The sequence below is a fragment of the Frigoribacterium sp. PhB118 genome, assembly GCF_003751725.1.
In the GTDB taxonomy this organism is placed as follows: domain Bacteria; phylum Actinomycetota; class Actinomycetes; order Actinomycetales; family Microbacteriaceae; genus Frigoribacterium.
The window spans coordinates 79412-97179 of the sequence record NZ_RKID01000001.1; the positions used below are offsets into that span (position 1 = coordinate 79412).

The 17768-nt window shown below is 72.5% G+C and carries 11 protein-coding genes; 7 read left to right on the forward strand and 4 right to left on the reverse strand.

Going from position 1 to position 17768, the window contains the following annotated elements; translation table 11 throughout:
• Positions 1 to 6 precede the first annotated feature (6 nt).
• On the reverse strand, positions 7 to 555 hold the full coding sequence (locus EDF21_RS00320; RefSeq protein WP_056044812.1) for a hypothetical protein: 549 nt from the start codon (positions 553 to 555) through the stop codon (positions 7 to 9).
• Between the two features lie 113 nt (positions 556 to 668).
• On the opposite strand from EDF21_RS00320, the gene EDF21_RS00325 reads away from it, so the two are divergent.
• Positions 669 to 1790, forward strand: a complete 1122-nt coding sequence (locus tag EDF21_RS00325) for an SDR family oxidoreductase (RefSeq protein WP_123569946.1) — start codon at positions 669 to 671, stop codon at positions 1788 to 1790.
• A gap of 61 nt (positions 1791 to 1851) precedes the next feature.
• Here the strand turns inward: EDF21_RS00325 and EDF21_RS00330 are convergent, their stop codons facing one another.
• Positions 1852 to 3324 carry an APC family permease gene (locus EDF21_RS00330; protein WP_123569947.1) on the reverse strand — a complete coding sequence of 491 codons (1473 nt, stop codon included), beginning with the start codon at positions 3322 to 3324 and terminating at the stop codon, positions 1852 to 1854.
• 192 nt (positions 3325 to 3516) lie between these two features.
• Here EDF21_RS00330 and EDF21_RS00340 point away from each other — a divergent pair, with 192 nt between their 5' ends.
• Positions 3517 to 5172, forward strand: a complete 1656-nt coding sequence (locus tag EDF21_RS00340; protein ID WP_370274411.1) for a molybdopterin-dependent oxidoreductase — start codon at positions 3517 to 3519, stop codon at positions 5170 to 5172.
• A gap of 98 nt (positions 5173 to 5270) precedes the next feature.
• Positions 5271 to 5570: a putative quinol monooxygenase gene (locus tag EDF21_RS00345; protein ID WP_056044807.1), complete on the forward strand. Its 300-nt coding sequence runs from the start codon at positions 5271 to 5273 to the stop codon at positions 5568 to 5570.
• 28 nt (positions 5571 to 5598) lie between these two features.
• On the opposite strand, the gene EDF21_RS00350 is transcribed toward EDF21_RS00345, so the two are convergent.
• Positions 5599 to 9042, reverse strand: coding sequence for a DEAD/DEAH box helicase (locus EDF21_RS00350; RefSeq protein WP_158612822.1), 3444 nt, complete (start codon positions 9040 to 9042; stop codon positions 5599 to 5601).
• 341 nt (positions 9043 to 9383) lie between these two features.
• Here EDF21_RS00350 and EDF21_RS00355 point away from each other — a divergent pair, with 341 nt between their 5' ends.
• Together EDF21_RS00355 and EDF21_RS00360 are read left to right on the forward strand one after the other, a co-directional pair.
• Positions 9384 to 10226, forward strand: coding sequence for an HAD family phosphatase (locus EDF21_RS00355; RefSeq protein ID WP_233568305.1), 843 nt, complete (start codon positions 9384 to 9386; stop codon positions 10224 to 10226).
• A complete protein-coding gene (locus EDF21_RS00360) occupies positions 10223 to 12730 on the forward strand; it encodes a glycoside hydrolase family 65 protein (protein ID WP_056044802.1) in 2508 nt (835 codons plus the stop codon). The genes EDF21_RS00355 and EDF21_RS00360 overlap by 4 nt, the downstream gene beginning before the upstream one ends.
• 89 nt (positions 12731 to 12819) lie before the next feature.
• Here EDF21_RS00360 and EDF21_RS00365 read toward each other — a convergent pair whose 3' ends face one another.
• Positions 12820 to 14352 (reverse strand): MFS transporter, encoded by a 1533-nt coding sequence (locus EDF21_RS00365; RefSeq protein WP_123570747.1) that lies wholly within the window; start codon positions 14350 to 14352, stop codon positions 12820 to 12822.
• Between the two features lie 75 nt (positions 14353 to 14427).
• Between EDF21_RS00365 and EDF21_RS00370 the strand changes: the two genes are divergently transcribed.
• The gene (locus EDF21_RS00370; RefSeq protein ID WP_056044801.1) at positions 14428 to 15084 is read left to right on the forward strand and encodes a TetR/AcrR family transcriptional regulator; all 657 of its coding nucleotides are present in this window, start codon (positions 14428 to 14430) and stop codon (positions 15082 to 15084) included.
• Positions 15085 to 15181: 97 nt separating this feature from the next.
• Entirely contained in the window at positions 15182 to 17716 is a 2535-nt protein-coding gene (locus EDF21_RS00375; RefSeq protein WP_123569951.1) for a carboxylate--amine ligase/circularly permuted type 2 ATP-grasp protein, read from the forward strand.
• Positions 17717 to 17768: the final 52 nt, after the last annotated feature.

Consider the following 17768-nt stretch of genomic DNA (forward strand, 5'->3'; position numbering starts at 1 on the left):
TCGCCCCTAGGACGCGTGGTCGGCGTCGTCGTCGTCGCCGCGCTCGGCCCGCGCCTCGCCCGCGTCGCCCCGCTCACGTCCGGCGTCGGCCATGTCGCGGCGACCGTGGTCCGCACGCGTGGGGGCGTCGTCGCCGTCCCGCTCGGCGGCGTGCGCTCGGGCGTCGCGTTCGGCCTGTGCGACGAGCTCGGGGTCGTCGTCCATGTCGTCCTGCCCGCCGGCGAACGGCGACTGCGTCTGGGCCACGATGGCCTGCGAGGTCGAGCCGAGGATCACTCCCGGGTCGACACCCTTCTCGTGGGCGAGGGCGGCGGTGAGGCCGGCCGCGAGGCTGCCGCCAGCGGTGCCGAGGGTCGCCATGACGTCCTCCTGTCGAGGCGTCAGCGGTTCGTCGGTCAGCTCGGCGACGACCTCGCGGAGGTTCTCGTCGCTGGCCTCGACGGCCTCGGGGTCGCCCTGCGTGATGGCCGCGGCCTGGGACACGATGGCGAGCGCGAGGGCGGCCGCCTCGTCTTCGGGCGTGCGACCGGTGGGCTCGTTCGTGTCCTGATCCATGGGGCGACCGTACGCCCGGGCCTCTTGAGGCCTGTCAGGCGGGATGGGCGGGGTACGTCGGTGTGGACGCGCCGGCCGGGAATGCCGGGAGGCGCGATCGGCTTGGACCACGGATGAGCACCACCGAGACCCCCCAGACCGACAGCACCCGGCCCGCCGCCCCGACGGTTCCGGGCACCGCCCTCGTGGTGGGCGCCAGCGGCATCACCGGCACCGCCCTCGTCGAGCAGTTGACGCGCGAGGGGTGGGACGTCCTGGCCCTCTCGCGCCGCGCCTCCTCGTCCGACGGGGTGACGGGCATCGCCGCCGACCTGACGAGTGCCGAGAGCCTGCGCACGGCGCTGGCGGACGCGAAGCCGACCCACGTGTTCTTCGCCGCCTGGCAGAAGCGCGACACCGAGGCGGAGAACATCGCGGTGAACGGCGCCATGGTCCGCGACCTGCTGGCCGCCCTCGACCACGCCCCCGTGCGACACGTGTCGCTCGTCACCGGGCTGAAGCACTACCTCGGCCCGTTCGAGGCCTACGGCACGGGCGACATGCCCGACACGCCGTTCCACGAGGACGAGGAGCGCCTGCCCTACCCGAACTTCTACTACGCGCAGGAGGACGAGCTCTTCGCCGCCGCCGAGCGCCAGGGGTTCACCTGGTCGGTGCACCGCTCGCACACCGTCATCGGGTTCGCCGTCGGCAACGCCATGAACATGGGGCTGACCATCGCCGTGCAGGCCGCGCTGAGCAAGCGCCTCGGCCGCCCGTTCACGTTCCCGGGCAGCGAGACGCAGTGGAACTCGCTCGTCGACGTCACCGACGCGGGCGTCCTCGCCGAGCAGATGATCTGGGCCGCGACCGACCCCGCCGGTGCGGACGAGCCGTTCAACGTCGTCAACGGCGACGTGTTCCGCTGGCGCTGGCTGTGGCCCCGCCTGGCCGGCCACCTCGGCATCGACCCCGCGCTCGTCGAGGGCTTCGAGGGCGAGCCGCGTCCGCTCGAGCAGCAGATGGTCGGCCTCGAGCAGGAGTGGCGCGACCTCGTCGCCGAGCACGACCTCGCCGAGCCCGACCTGTCGCGCGTCGCCTCGTGGTGGCACACCGACGGCGACCTCGGTCGCGACATCGAGGTCGTCACCGACATGGGCAAGGCCCGCGACGCCGGGTTCACCCGGTACCGCCGCACCGAGCAGGCGTTCGTCGACCTGTTCGAGCGCTACCGCGCCGCCCGCCTGATCCCGTAGGCCCCGATCCGCCGAGGAGGCGCGGTGCCGGTGGCGAGACCGGCGCCGCGCCTCCTGCCGTCTACGCCCCGGGGTCGGCGCGCTCGGCGTCGGCGATCGCGTCGATCGGCACCGGCTTCCCCCGCCGCGACACGAAGGTCACGAGCCAGAGGACGACGCCGATCGCGAGCAGGCCGCCGGCGATCGTGTACTGCTCGGCGCCGCGACCGGAGGACACCGGCAGCACCAGCCAGAGGCAGGCCACGACGCCGACGATCGGCAGGACCGTGCCCGCGCGGAAGTGTCCGTGCGACACCGTGTCGCGACGCAACACGAGGACGACGACGTTGACCAGGGCGAACACCGTCAGCAGCAGCAGGGACGTCGTGCCGCCGAGCACGGCCACGATCGGGGACTCGGGCGAGAGCGAGACGTAGCCGATCAGCACCAGGCTGAGCGCCGTCGTGAAGACGATCGACGCCCACGGGGTCTGCCGCTTCCGGTGCACCCTGCCGAGGAAGCCCGGCAGCACGCCCTGCTTGCTCATGCCGTAGAGCAACCGGCTCGCCATCATCATGTTGATCAGGGCGCTGTTGGCGACGGCGAACATCGAGATGTACGGCAGCAGCCCGCCGATCGGGAAGTCCGGGGCGGCGGTGTTCACCACGGTGACCAGGGGGGTCTCGTTGTCGGCCAGGTCGCCGATCGGCACGATCGCCACGGCGCAGATCGAGACGAGCACGTAGATCACGGCGGTGATGCCGAGGCCGGTCAGCATGACCCTGGGGAAGACGCGGCTCGGGTCCTTGGTCTCCTCCGCCATGTTGACCGAGTCCTCGAAGCCGACCATGGCGAAGAAGGCGAGCGACGTCGCGGTGCTGACGCTCAGCAGCAGCGACTTGTCGCCCGGCGTCTCGAAGAGCACCACCTGGCCCCAGTCCGCGTTGCCGCCGGCGATGAACCAGAACCCGATCAGGATCACCATGACGAGGCCAGACAGCTCGATCAGGGTGAGGACGACGTTCGCCTTGACGCTCTCGCTGACCCCGCGGAAGTTCACGGCCATCACGAGCAGCATGAACGCCATCGCGATCAGCATCACCGCCGAGTTCGACAGGTCGACGCCGATGCCCGCCGCCAGGTTGGCCGCGAACGCCCGTGACGCCGTCGACGCGCTCGTGATGCCCGAACACATCACCACGAAGCACACGATGAACGTCACGAAGTGGATGCCGAACGCCTTGTGCACGTAGAGGGCCGCGCCGGCGGTCTGCGGGTACTTCGTCACGAGCTCGAGGTACGAGAACGCCGTCACGAGGGCCACGGCGAACGCGATCAGGAACGGCAACCACGCCGCACCGCCGACCTCGGCCGCGACCTGCCCGGTCAGGGCGTAGACGCCCGTGCCGAGGATGTCGCCGACGATGAACAACAACAGCAGCTTCGGGCCGATCGCCCGCTTCAGCTCGGTGGGGCTCTCGCCCGTGTCGGTCGTGGGCGGCTGCGCCTGGTTCGCGGACCGGGGGTTCGGGGGCTGCTGGTTCGTCGTCGACATGCTGACCTCCGGGGCGCATCGGTGTGTCTCGGGCGTTCCGGTCATCCTGCTCCCGCCGGAGCGGCAGCGGAAGAGGCGGCCGGACATCGTCACACCCCCGACACAGAGGCGGCGTCCGCCCGACACCAGGAGGCGCGTCCCCGGTCGCCGGGACGCAGGCGGTTCCCGAGCCACGCGTCGTACCCTGAGCCCATGTCGGTCCGCCTGTCCCCACCCGAGTCGTCGACGTCCGGCCCCGCACCGACGCCCGGCCCCACCGACCCGATGACCCCCCGCGCCGCCGGGCTGTGGGCCACCCTCGCCGGCATCGTGTCGATGGCCGCGTTCCTCGCCGCCGCCGAGGTCGTCGCCCTCGTCACCGGGCCCACCGGCAGCCCGCTCTTCGCCGTCGGCTCGGCCGTCGTCGACCTCGCCCCCGCCGGCGTGAAGGACGCCATGGTGTCCCTGTTCGGCACCGGCGACAAGGCCGCCCTCTTCGTGCTGATGGGCGTGCTGCTCGTCGTCATCACCGGCGCGGCCGGCTACGGCGAGTACCGCCGCCAGCCGATCGGCAAGATCGCCTTCGTGGCGGGCGGGGCGCTCGCCGTGATCGCGGTCCTGACCCGCGCGGACGCCGGCCAGGTCGACGCCATCCCGAGCCTCGTCGGCACCTTCGCCGCCGTGCTGCTGGTCGACAAACTGGCCTCGCGCCTCCGTCGGTGGGTCCGTTCGACGTCGGCCGGGTGGGCGGAGCAGACCCAGCCCGTCCCGCCGCTGCGCGGGCCAGGGCTCGAACGCCGGTCGTTCCTCACGTACACGGTCGTGGCCGGCGTGGCCGCCGTCGTCGTCGGCACGGGGGCCCGCGTCGTGAACGCCGGCCGGGCGAACGCCGCGGCCCTGCGGCGTGCCCTGACGCTGCCCCGCGCGAGCGTGACCGAGGCCGCGGTCCCGGCCGGCGCCTCCTTGGACGTCGAGGGCATCACGCCCTACGTCACGCCCGCCGCCGACTTCTACCGCATCGACACGGCCCTGCAGGTGCCGTCGATCGACCCGGCCGACTGGAGTCTGCGCATCCACGGCCTGGTCGATCGCGAGGTGACGATCTCGTTCGACGAGCTGCTCGCCCTGCCGCTCGAGGAGCACATGGCGACCCTCAGCTGCGTCTCGAACGACGTCGGTGGCGACCTGATCGGCAACGCGCTCTGGCTCGGCTACCCGATCCGCTCGCTGCTCGAGCGCGCGGGGCCGAACGGTGGCGCCGACATGGTGCTGTCGCGCAGCATCGACGGCTTCTCGGCCGGTACGCCGCTCGACGTGCTGCAGGACGACGGCACGGACGCCCTGCTCGCGGTCGGCATGAACGGCCAGCCGCTGCCGATCGAGCACGGCTTCCCGGTGCGGATGGTCGTGCCCGGCCTGTTCGGCTACGTGTCGGCGACCAAGTGGGTCGTCGAGATGGAGGTCACGCGGTTCTCCGACGCCCAGGGCTACTGGACGCCTCGCGGCTGGGACGCCCTGGGGCCGGTCAAGCTCGAGTCGCGCATCGACGTACCCCGCGACGGGGCATCCGTCGACGCCGGCACGGTCTCGATCGCGGGGGTGGCCTGGCAGCCGCACACGGGCGTCGAGGCGGTCCAGGTGCGGATCGACGGCGGCTCGTGGCTCGACGCGACCCTGGCCGACTCGGTCTCGGCCGACACCTGGCGCCAGTGGGTCCATCGCTGGGACGCCGGGGCCGCGGGCTCGGGGTCGCACACGATCGACGTGCGGGCGCAGGGCGCGGACGGCACCTGGCAGCGCGAGCAGTACGTCCAGCCGGCTCCGAACGGGGCCGAGGGCTGGCACCGCGTGACCGTCGAGGTCGCCTGACCCGGCGGACGAGGAGGCGCGGGTGCCAGGGTGGGAGGTCGCGGCCCGTCCGCCGCGCGGCCCGCTCCCGGGGCCGCCGCCCGATCGAAGGGACCACCATGTCCACCACCGTCCACCTCGAACTGCACGTCGACCCCGCCCGGCTCGACCTCGCCCACGAGATCGCCCGCGAGACCCTCGTCGCCACGCGCGCCTGGCCCGGCTGCCAGGGGCTCGAGGTGCTGATCGACGACGCCGACCCGTCGGTCATGATCGTCGTCGAGACGTGGGCCTCGTCGGCCGACCACGACGCCTACGTCGCCTGGCGCGCCACGCCCGAGGGGGCCAACCGCCTGCCCGAGGTCTTGCTCGCGCCGCCGACCACGCGGACCTTCGCCGAGACGGTGTCGCTGGCCTGACGCCCGCCTCGGCCCGGCCCGGCTCGGGTCAGGCGTCGAGCAGGCCGCGGATGTCGTCGGCGGTGAGCACCGCGCTGAACACGGCGTCGTCGTCCATCACGGCGTCGAAGAGCTGCGACTTCTGGGCCTGGAGGGCCAGGACCTTCTCCTCGATGGTGTCGTTCGCGATCATCCGGTAGACCATCACGTTGTCGGTCTGCCCGATGCGGTGCGTGCGGTCGACCGCCTGGGCCTCGGTGGCCGGGTTCCACCACGGGTCGAGGATGAACACGTAGTCCGCCTCGGTCAGGTTGAGCCCGAACCCGCCCGCCTTCAGGCTGATGAGGAACGCGGGTGCGTCGCCGGTCTTGAACCGGTCGATCACCTCGGCCCGACGTCGGGTCGACCCGTCGAGGTACTCGAACGCGACGCCACGCTGGTCGAGCCGGGCGGCGACCTTGTGCAAGAACGTCGTGAACTGGCTGAAGATCAAGGCGCGGTGCCCCTCGGCGACCACGTCCTCGAGTTCGTCGAGCAACTGGTCGAGCTTCGCCGAGGGGATGTCGGCGTAGGCCTCGTCCACGAGTGAGGCGTCGAGCGAGAGCAGGCGCAGCAGGGTGAGCGACCGGAAGACGATGAACCGGTTGCGGTCGAGGTCGTCCATCAGGCCGAGCAGCTTCTGTCGTTCACGCTGCAGGAAGGCGTCGTAGAGGTCGCGGTGCGCGGGGTCGAGGTCGACGCGGAGGACCTGCTCCTGCTTGGCGGGCAGGTCGGACGCGACCTGTTCTTTCGTCCGGCGCATCATCAGCGGTCGGATGCGCCGGCGGAGCTTCTGGAGCAGGTCGGGCGCCTCGCCCGTGGCGATGGGCTTGACGTAGTCGTCGGCGAAGCGGACGCTGCTGCCGAGCAGTCCGGGCGCCACCACGTGCAGCAAGGACCACAGGTCGGTCAGGCTGTTCTCGAGCGGCGTGCCGGTGATGGCGAGCTTGAACGGCACGTCGAGGTCGACCGCGCACCGGTGGGCCTGCGAGGCACGGTTCTTGACGAACTGTGCCTCGTCGAGGATCAGCCCCGCCCACCCTTCGGCCTGGTAGGCGGCGAAGTCGAGGCGGAACAGGGCGTACGAGGTGACGACGACGTCGGCACCCCGGGCGAGGTCGTGCACCGAACCGCGTCCGCCCTTGGCCTGCGTGGCGGTCACGGCGCGGACGGTCAGCCCTGGTGTGAAGCGGGCGGCCTCGGCCACCCAGTTCGACACGACCGACGTCGGGGCCACGACGAGGAAGGGCGCGGGAGGAGCGCCGGGACCGTCGGCCGCGGCCGGGGCCGCCTCTGCTGTGGCCGTGGCCGGTGCCGGGTCCGCGGCGGCTGCCGGGCCGCCTGCCCGCACCCGTTCGGTCTCGCGCACGTGCGCGACGAGGGCGAGCGTCTGCAGGGTCTTGCCGAGGCCCATGTCGTCGGCCAGCACCCCGCCGAGCCCCTGCTCGTGGAGGAAGGCGAGCCAGGCGAACCCCTCGTGCTGGTACGGGCGCAGGGTCGCGTCGACCGTGGCCGGCACGGGGGTCGCCGTGGCGGCCGCGAGGCCGCCGGCGTCGGCCAGGGCCAACAGCCCGCCGACCGACCGCTGCCACTCGGCGGCGGGCACCGTCTCGTCGGCGAGTTCGTCGAGCTCGGACCAGAGGCTGGCCTGGTAGCGGTTGATGCGTGGCGCGACCTCCCATTCGTCGAGTGCCGACGCCTCGTCGATGAGCCTCTTGAGCTCGTCGAAGGCCGGGTGGTCGAGGGACAGGTACGAGTGGTCGACCAGCAGCAGCTTCTTGCGCCCCTTCGCGAGGGCGGTGATGAGCGGCGTGAAGGGCACGGTCCGTCCCTCGACGGTGACCAGCACGCCGAGGTCGAACCAGTCGCGCTTGTCGGTCGGCATCGTGGTGATGGTCAGTCGGGGCTCGTCGGTCAGCTCGTGGTAGTCGGGCCGCGTGCCGACGAGGTCGACCTGCACGTCGGGTCGCGCCTCGAGTGCCGGCAGCGTGCCGGTCGCGAACTCGGCTGCGGTCACCCCCTTCAGCACCTGGTCGCGGGGGACGACGTCGAGCTCGGCCAGGTCGGGGACGGGGGAGTGGGCCGTCAGCGGTCGGGGTGCCCCGTCGATCGTCCACCGCCAGGTCAGGCGGATCGTCTGCCCCTTCTCGAACCCGACGGTGAGCGTCAGCACGGGCGGCACGATCGTCGGGAACTCGATCGACGCGTCCGAGCTGACGACGTCGACGCGCCGGCGGAGGGTGGGGTAGTAGTCGCGGAGGAACTCGTCGGAGTCGGCGGCCGGGACCACGACCTCGGGCGTGATGGTCAGCAACCGCCGTTGCTCGTCGTCGAGCGGCCCCGCGGTCGGCGCGAGCGTGAAGGTCGGTGCGGGTTCGTGGGCGACGCACCACACCCCGTGGTCGGCGATGACGCCGGTCGACTCCGCGCGACGGGCCACGCCGTCGACGGTGACCCCGGCGGTCAGCAGCATCGAGCCGTCGTCGCCCCGCACCGCGTCGACCGTGACGCGGGCCTCGTCGCCGACGACGACGTCGGTCGCGCGCTTGCCCGTCACGAGCGAGATGCCCAGGCGACCGGCCTCGGCCAGCAGCGGCCACAGCAACGGGCTGGCGAAGTCGTCGACGAACAACCAGTCGGCGTCGCCCGGCGTGTAGGTCGAGACCGCCGACCGGTGGAGCGCCGCGAACTGGCCGAACCAGGCGTGCTGATCGGGCTCGATGGCCAGCCGGTTGAGCTGGTACGGCAGCGACGTCCAGGTCAGGTTGCCGCGCACCCAGTTGCCCGTGCCGCTCAGGGTGACCGGCCGCACGCCGAGTCGCTGCACCGTCGGTCCGCCCTGCCGCCGGGCCGAGGGGGCGACCGCGCGCCCCCGGGTCGAGTGCGCCCGGTCGCGCAGTTCGAAGAGCAGACCCATGCGCGTCGTCCGGACCGAGGAGGCGCGGGTCGGCTGCCCGATCGCCCCCACCGTCGACCGCCAGTCGCTCGCTCCCGTGCCGGACCGGGCCGCCCCGAGCGCGGTCACGCCCCCGGTCGTCAGTTCGTCGACGGTGGGGGCCGGGGCGCTGCGATCGGCCACGGCCCGGGAGTTGCTCTGCAACAGCGTCGCCGCGACGTGCTTGCAGTCGCCGCCGATCGGGCAGGTGCAGCGGCTGCGGACCGGGCGGCTGTACTCGCCGCGGGTCGCCATCAGGTCGACGACGACCTGGTAGGGCGTCGACTCGGCCCCTCGGACGGTGCCCTCGAGGCGCTCGTCCGCGGGGTGCCAGGCGATGTCGAGCACGGCTCCGTCGCGGACGTATTCTTTCGCCCGGTTGAAGGCACGCGGCCCGACGAGCCGGATGACGTCGACGGCGTCGACCATCGGCACGGCCGTCGAGTGGACGGGGCCGTCGGCGTCGCCGTCACCGGCCGGGAAGCCGTCGTGCACGTCGAACTCGTCGCCCAGGTCCATGCCGCCCATGATGTCAGCCGCCGCCGACACCTCCGGCTCCCTCCCCAGGTGTCGTGGTCCTCCCCGGGATCGTCCGCCGGCCCCCGTCGTCCCGCCCCCAGGGCGTGCGTCGTCCACACCCCCGGACGCGTGGCTAGGTGTCGGGGCGCAGCGGTGCCACACTTGACCCGTGGGGCCCACCCCGCACCACCCCGTCGGCACAGCAGCTGGCCCGCACCACCCGCTCGTCCCGTCGCCCCGCGTCATCGTCCTGCCCGAAACGTTCCCGCCTCACCGGCACCGAGCCGTCGTCGCCCCGGTGCCTCTCACCCTGCCCGCACGCTCGAAGGGATCGGCACCCCGTGTCCATCGCCACGCCCCGCGACGCCTCGCGCCTCTCGCACCTCCGCGCCCTGCTCTTCGACCTGGACGGCGTCCTGACGCCGACCGCCGAGGTCCACATGCGCGCGTGGGCCCGCCTCTTCGGCGACTACTTCGCCGCGCACGACCTCGCGCCCTACACCGAGGCCGACTACTTCGAGCACGTCGACGGTCGGCCCCGTTACGACGGCGTCCGGGCGATGCTCGCGGCCCGCGACGTCGTCCTGCCCGAGGGGTCACCCGACGACGACCCCGAGGCCGAGACGGTGTGCGGTCTCGGCAACCGCAAGAACGCGGCCTTCGCCGCCGAGCTCGCCGAGAACGGCGTCACGCCGTACCCGGGGTCGGTGGCCTTCCTCGACCGGGCCCTCGCCGAGGGCGTCCGGGTCGCCGTGGTCTCCAGCTCGCGCAACGCCGTGCCGGTGCTCGAGGCCGCGGGCCTCCGCGACCGCTTCGACGTGATCGTCGACGGCGTCGTGGCCGCGGCCGAGGGCATCGCCGGCAAGCCCGCCCCCGACACGTACCTCGAGGGCGCCCGCCGCCTCGGCCTCACCGCCGACGACTGCGTCGTCGTCGAGGACGCGCAGTCCGGCGTCGAGGCCGGTCGCCGGGGTTCCTTCGGCCTCGTGCTCGGGGTCGACCGCGGCACGGGCGCGCAGACCCTGCTCGACTTCGGGGCCGACCTGGTGGTCGACGACCTCGGCGAGCTGGTCGAGGCGCTCGACCGAACCCGCGCCTCCTCGGCTCCGAATCCCGACCAGGCGACACCGGGCACCCCCTCGACCAGCAGCAGCACCACCGGCACCACGGAGGCACAGTCGTGAACCACATCACGTCCGACCCGCTCGACCGCTCGCGGTTCCCCGTCGACGAGTGGGCATTCGTCGAGGACGAGTACATCCAGGGCGACGAGGGCCTCACCGAGACCGTCTTCGCGGTCGGCAACGGGTACCTCGGCCTCCGCGGCAACCCCGACGAGGGGCGCGGCGGTCACTCGTTCGGCACCTTCGTCAACGGATTCCACGAGACCTGGCCCATCCGGCACGCCGAAGAGGCCTTCGGGTTCGCCCGGGTCGGCCAGACGATCGTCAACGTGCCCGACGCGAAGGTCATCCGCCTCTACGTCGACGACGAACCGTTCGTGCTCTTCGAGGCCGACATCCTCCGCCACACGCGACGCCTCGACTTCCGCGACGGCGTCCTCACCCGCGAGATCGACTGGCGCACGCCCTCGGGCAAGCGCGTCCTGGTGACCAGCCGCCGCCTGGTCAGCTTCGAGGACCGTCACCTGGTCGTCATCGAGTACGAGGTCACGATGCTCGACTCGTCGGCGTCGCTGCTGATCTCGAGCCAGATCCTCAACCGTCAGGACATGGGCGACCAGTACCACGCCGGCATGCGGGCCGCGGCCGAGGCGTTCGACCCGCGCAAGGCCGAGTCGTTCGACGACCGGGTGCTGCAGCCCGTGCTCAACCGCAACGGCGGCACGCGGGCCGTGCTCGGCTACCGCACGACGAACTCGGGCATGACGATCGCGGTCGGCGCCGAGCACCGCATCGAGACCGACGCCGAGTGGGACCAGTCCTCGCAGATCGACGACGACATCGCCAAGCACGTCTACCGCGTGAAGGCGCAGGCCGGCCAGAAGGTCCGCCTTACCAAGACGATCACCTACCACACGAGTCGCGGCGTGCCGCCTCGCGAACTGGCCGACCGGTGCGACCGCACCCTCGACCGGGCCGCCGAGACGCCCACGGCCGAGATCTTCGAGCACCAGCGCGCCTGGCTCGACGACTTCTGGCAGCGCAGCGACGTCCAGGTCGCCGGCCAACCCGAGATCCAGCAGGCCGTCCGCTGGAACCTCTTCCAGCTCGCGCAGGCGACGGCCCGGACCGACGGTCAGGGGGTCGCGGCCAAGGGCGTGACGGGGTCGGGCTACGGCGGACACTACTTCTGGGACACCGAGATCTACGTCCTGCCGTTCCTGACGTACACCTCGCCCAACGTGGCCCGCAACGCCCTGCGGTTCCGTCTCGGCATGCTCGACGCCGCCCGTGACCGGGCCGTCGAGTTGAACCAGCGCGGCGCGCTGTTCCCGTGGCGCACCATCAACGGGCTCGAGTCGAGCGCGTACTACGCCGCCGGCACGGCCCAGTACCACATCGACGCCGACATCAGCCACGCCCTCAGCCAGTACGTCCAGGCGACCGGCGACGAGGACTTCCTGCAGAGAGGTGCCGTCGACATCCTCGTCGAGACGGCGCGACTGTGGGCCGACCTCGGCTTCTGGCGCTCGAACGGCGACCAGCGGTTCCACATCGACGGCGTCACCGGGCCCGACGAGTACACGACCGTCGTCGACGACAACCTCTACACGAACGTCATGGCGCGCGCGAACCTGCGGGCGGCCGTCCGGGCGGTCACCCGCCTGAAGGACGACTCTCCCGTCGCGTTCGACCGGATGGTCGACCGCCTCGGCCTCGAGGAGCACGAGATCACGGGGTGGCAGCTCGCCGCCGAGGCGATGCACATCCCGTACGACGACCACCGGGGCATCCACCCGCAGGACGCCCAGTTCCTCGACAAGGAGCTCTGGGACCTCGAGGCCACCCCGGCGAACAAGCGACCGCTGCTGTTGCACTACCACCCGCTGGTCATCTACCGCTTCCAGGTGCTCAAGCAGGCGGACGTCGTGCTCGCGCTCTACCTGCAGGGCGACGAGTTCACGCCCGAGCAGAAGCTGCGCAACTTCGAGTACTACGACGCGCTGACGACGGGCGACTCGACCCTGTCCGGCGTCGTGCAGTCGATCATCGCGGCCGAGGTGGGCCACCACCAGCTGTCGCAGCAGTACTTCCTGTCGTCCCTGTACGTCGACCTGGCCGACCTGCACAAGAACACGTCCGACGGCGTCCACGTGGCGTCGACCGGCGGCATCTGGAGCGCGCTGGTCAACGGATACGGCGGCATGCGCGACTGGCTCGGCTCGATCACCTTCGACCCGCGCCTGCCGGCCGACTGGGACGAGCTCTCGTTCCGCGTCGCGATCAAGGGCAGCCGCGTGCGCGTCGACCTCGCCCAGCACGAGATCGTCTTCACCGTCGAGACGGGCGACGCCGTGACGTTGTCCGTCCGCGGCGACGAGTTCCGGGTCACACCCGAGGCTCCGGTGCGGGTGGCCCTCGAGGGTCAGGGGCCGCGCATCACGACGCGCGTCCCCACGACGAGCGACCTCCGCGGGCTGATGCGCGCCGACGGTTCCGTCATCACGGCGTCGATCCCGACGATCAGCGTCGACCGCTACGACGAGGACGAAGCCGCGTCCTGACCGACGCGACGTCCGTCGCCCGGACGCCCCGCGCCTCCCCGGCCCCCGAGGGCTGAGGAGGCGCGGGTCGTCCGGGCGAGGGGGTCGCGTCAGTGCACCGGGACCGGTGCGTCCACGGCGGGCGAGGCCGACGCGTCCACGTCGTCCGACTGCGGGACGCGGCGTCGGAACAGCAGGGCCGCGATGACCGCGCCGACCGCGAAGAACCCTGCTCCCCACCAGTACGCCGTGGCGTAGCCGGTCACGGCGGCCTCGGCCGCGACGGCCCCGGTCGCGGGCAGGTGGTCGGCCACGTAGTTCGCGGCCGCGGTCGCCGCCAGGGTGTTGAGCAGTGCCGTGCCGATCGACCCGCCGACCTGCTGGCTCGTGTTGACCATGGCCGAGGCGACGCCCGCGTGTCCGCGGTCGACGCCGAGCGTGGCGGTCTGGATCGACGCGGGCATGATCGAGCCCATGCCGAAGCCCAACACCATCAGGGCCGGCAGCACGTTGGCGGCGTACATGCTCTCGAGGTCGAGCCGGGTGAGCAGCAGCATGCCGACCACGCCGAGGGTCATGCCGAACGGCACCATGATCTTGGGCCCGAAGCGCGGTACGAAGATGTTCGTCGACAGCTGGGCCGCGAGGACGAGCATCGCGATCATGGGCAGGAAGGCCAGGCCGGTCTTGGTCGGCGTGTACCCGAGCGAGGTCTGCAGGTAGTACGTCACGAACAGGAAGATGCCGAACATGCCCGCACCCGCGATGGTCACCGACGCGTAGGCGGCACCCCGGTTGCGGTCGAGCACGATCGACAGGGGCAGCAGGGGGTGCTCGGCCTGGCGCTGCCACGCGACGAACGAGGTGAGCAGCACGACGGCCGCCGCCAGGAAGCCCCAGGTCAGCGGCGAGTCCCAGCCCTGCGTCTCGGCGTTCGAGAAGCCGTAGACGAGCGAGAAGAGCGCGCCGGAGACGAGCAGCGTGCCAGGCACGTCGAGCTTGGGTCGCGGTCCGGTGCGGGTGACGTGCGACACGAAGATCGCGGCCCCGACGATCGCGACGGCGGCGATGACGACGTTGATGTAGAGGTTCCAGCGCCACGAGGCGTACTGGGTCAGGAACCCGCCGAGCAGCAGGCCGATGGCTCCGCCGGCACCGGCGATCGCCCCGAAGACGCCGAACGCGCGGGCGCGCTCCTTCGGGATCGTGAAGGTGGTGGTCAAGACGGCGAGGGCGGTGGGGGCGAGCAGGGCGCCGAACGCGCCCTGCAGGGCGCGGGCGAAGACGAGCAGCCCGAAGGTGCCGGCCGCACCGCCGAGGGCCGAGGCGAGGGCGAAGCCGATCAGGCCGATGATGAACGTGCGCTTGCGGCCGATCAGGTCGCTGACGCGGCCGCCGACGAGCAGCAGGCTGCCGAAGGCGAGCGAGTAGGCGGTGATGATCCACTGCCGGTCGCCGTCCGAGAAGCCGAGGTCGGTCTGGGCGGCGGGCAGCGCGATGTTCACGACGGTCGAGTCGAGGACGACCATCAGTTGGGCGAGGGCGACGGTGGTGAGGGTCCACCAGCGCCGGGACGGCGGCGGGGTGGCAGAGGACGAGGAGACGCGGGTCGCGCCGTCAGGGGAGGTGGAGGCCTGAGACATGAGCGCGAGCATATACGAGTCTCGCGAGTTTCGGATACAGGCAGTTTCGTAAACATCCGAGGTAGAGTCGCCCCCATGACCGACAGGGAAGGCGTGGCGACGACGCCCGCCGAGACCGACCCCGCGACCCCCTCGCGACCGGGTCGCAAGCGCGACCACAGCCGCGACCCCGAGATCCTCCGGTGCACCATCGACGTGCTCGCCGAGACCGGTTTCGAGGGCATGACCATCGAGATGGTGGCCGCTCGCGCCAAGGCCGGCAAGGCCACGCTCTACCGCCGCTGGGCCTCGAAGGGCGAACTCGTCGTCGACGCGGTGGCCTGCCTCAAGCAGGGGGCCGTCGACCTCGACGGCCTGCCCGACACCGGCACGCTGCGCGGAGACCTCCTGGCGATGATCAAGCCGCACAGCATCGACGACGCCGAGAAGAAGATGCGGGTCATGGCGGGCGTCGTGACGATGCTCTCGACCACGCCCGAGCTGGCCGAGGCCGTCGACGCCGCGATCGTCCAACCCCGTGCCGAGGCCAACCGCCTGCTGCTGCGCCGCGCCCTCGAGCGAGGCGAGATCGCGGCCGACACCGACATCGAGGCACTCGCCCTCGTCACCCCGTCGATGGTGTCGTACCGGGTGCTCGTCCTCCGCAAGCCCGTCGACCGTGACTACCTCGTCGGGCTCATCGACGGCGTGCTGCTGCCCGCCGCGGGGGTGCGCCAGACCGCTCGGGTCTGACTCCGAGGCCGACGGGGCCGCGCCTCCTCGTGACCCGTTCATGTGAAATCCTCATGAAGAGGCGGGCAGAACCGGGCCACGCCCGTACTGTGCAGGCATGAGCGCTGAGCTGACGCTGGGGGCGGAAGAAGAACTGCACCTGATCGACCTCGAGACGGGGCGTCTGTCGGCCAGGGCGCCGCACCTCCTCGCCCGGTTGCCTGCCGACCGCTACGGGGCCGAACTGCAGCGCACCACGATCGAGACCAACGTCCCGGTCGTGACCACGCTCGACGACCTGCGGCGCGAGATCCTGACCCTTCGTCGGGACCTCGTCGAGGTGACGACCGCCGAGGGGCTCGCCATCGGCGCCGTCGGCACGGCCCCGCGCAGCGAGGTCGCCGACTTCGAACTGACCACGACCGGGCGCTACGGGCGCATGCACGAGCAGTACCGCCTGCTCGTGGACGAGCAGCTGATCTGCGGCCTGCAGATCCACGTGGGCGTCGCCGACCGCGACCTCGCCGTGGACGTCGCCGGGCGGATCGCCCCGGTGCTGCCCGCCCTGCTCGCCCTGAGCGCCAGCTCGCCCTACCTCAACGGCCAGGACACCGGTTACGCGAGCATCCGCTCGCTCATCTGGCAACGGTGGCCGAGCGCCGGGGCGACCGGCCCGATGGCCGACGCCGCCGAGTACGACCAGCTGCTCGCCGACCTCATCGGGTCGGGCGTGATCGCCGACAGCGGCATGGCCTACTTCGACGTCCGGCCCTCGAGCCACGCGCCCACCCTCGAGCTGCGCACCTGCGACGCCTGCCCGCTGGTCGACGACGCGGTGCTGATCGCCGGCCTCTACCGCGCCGCGGTGCGCCGGGCCGAGACGGACGTCGAGGCCGGCCGCCCCGCCCGGCACCGGGCGGCGCCGCTGCACCGGGCCGCGATGTGGCAGGCGGCGCGCAGCGGGCTCGCCGGCGAGCTGCTCGACCTCGAGCAGCACCCCTCGCGGTTGCCCGCGGCCGAGGCCGTTCGGCAGCTCGTGACCCGGCTGCGGCCACAACTCGAGGAGTTCGGCGACTGGCAGACCGTGTCCGACCTCGCCGAGGCCACGCTCGCCCGGGGCAACTCGGCCGACCGGCAGCGCGCCGCCTTCGCCGAGAGGGGACGGCTCGACGACGTGGTCGACCTGGTCGTCCGCGAGACGCACGGCCCCGCCGCCGGGCTCGACGACCCGGCGCCGACCCTCGTGGGGTACCGGTTCCGTGCCGGCGACGAGGCGATCGGCCCGGGACTCCACCCCCGCCCGGCCTACCGGGACGTCGCCGGCTTCTTCCAGCAGCTCGGCGCGACCGAGGCCCGCGCCCGCGCCGTCGCGCGGGACGCCTGGTGCGAGCGGGCCGGTCTCGGGTTCGGCGTCGGCGGCGACCACCGGGCGTTCCACTGCGACCTCGTGCCCCGCATCGTCACGCGGCACGAGTGGAGCCGCCTCGAGGCCGGCCTGACCCAGCGCGCCCGGGCGATCGAGGCGTTCCTCCGCGACGCCTACGGTGAGCGCCGGGTCGTCGCGGACGGCGTGCTGACCCACGAGCAGGTCGTCGGCGCGGCGGGGTGGCGGACCGAGGCCACCCGGCTGCCCGCGGATGCCGTGCGCGCGGCGGTGCAGGGTTTCGACCTCGTGCGCGACGAGCTCGGTGGCTGGCGCGTGCTCGAGGACAACGTCCGGGCACCGAGCGGGGCCGCGTTCTCGATCGCGGTGCGACGGCTGCTCGACGAGGTGGTGCCGGACGCTCCGCGGCCGGCGGGGCTGCTCGACCCGACGAGCGTGTTCTCGGTGCTGAGGGCGACGCTGCTGGCACACACCGCGCCTCCTCGGGGCGGGGGCGAGCCGGTCGGCGCGCTCCTCAGCGAGGGCCCCGCGAGCCCGGCCTGGTACGAGCACCGTACCCTCGCCGAGGGCGCGGGGCTGCTGCTGCTGCAGGCCGACGACGTCGAGGTCCGGGAGGCGCGGGTCGTCGACCGCAGGACCGGCGCCGTCGTCGACGCGCTCTACCTGCGGCTCGACCGCGAGCTGGTCGACGTGCACGCGCCGCACGACCCGTTGCTCGGCGAGCACCTGATGGACGTGGCGGCGGCGGGCGGCGTCGTGCTCGCCAACGCCCCCGGCAACGGGCTGGTCGACGACAAGGCGATGTACTGCGCGGTACCCGACCTCATCTGGTACTACCTGGGCGAGCGTCCGCTGCTCGAGTCGGTGCCGACCTACCGGACGGGCGACCCGGCCGAGCGGCTCGCGGTGCTCGACCGGGTGGGCGAGCTCGTCACGAAGCCGGTCGACGGCGAGGGGGGTCGCGGCGTCCTGATCGGCCCCTCGGCCAGCGCGGCGGTCGTGGCCGAGCGTCGGGCCGAGATCGCCCGGGACCCGTCCGGCTGGGTCGCGCAGGAGGTGGTGACGTTGTCGTCGCACCCGACCCTGACCCCGACCGGGCTGCAGCCCCGGCACGTCGACCTCCGCTGCTTCGTGTACCTCACCGGCACCGGGGCGGGCGAGAGCGTGCTCGCCGACCTGGCGCTGACCCGCGTGGCGCCCGAGGGCAGCATGATCGTCAACTCGTCCCAGGGCGGGGGCGCGAAGGACACCTGGATCGTGGGCGTCTGACCCGTCGGCGTGCCCGAGGGAGGCGCGGTGTCGGCCCGTGCCCCGTCACCGG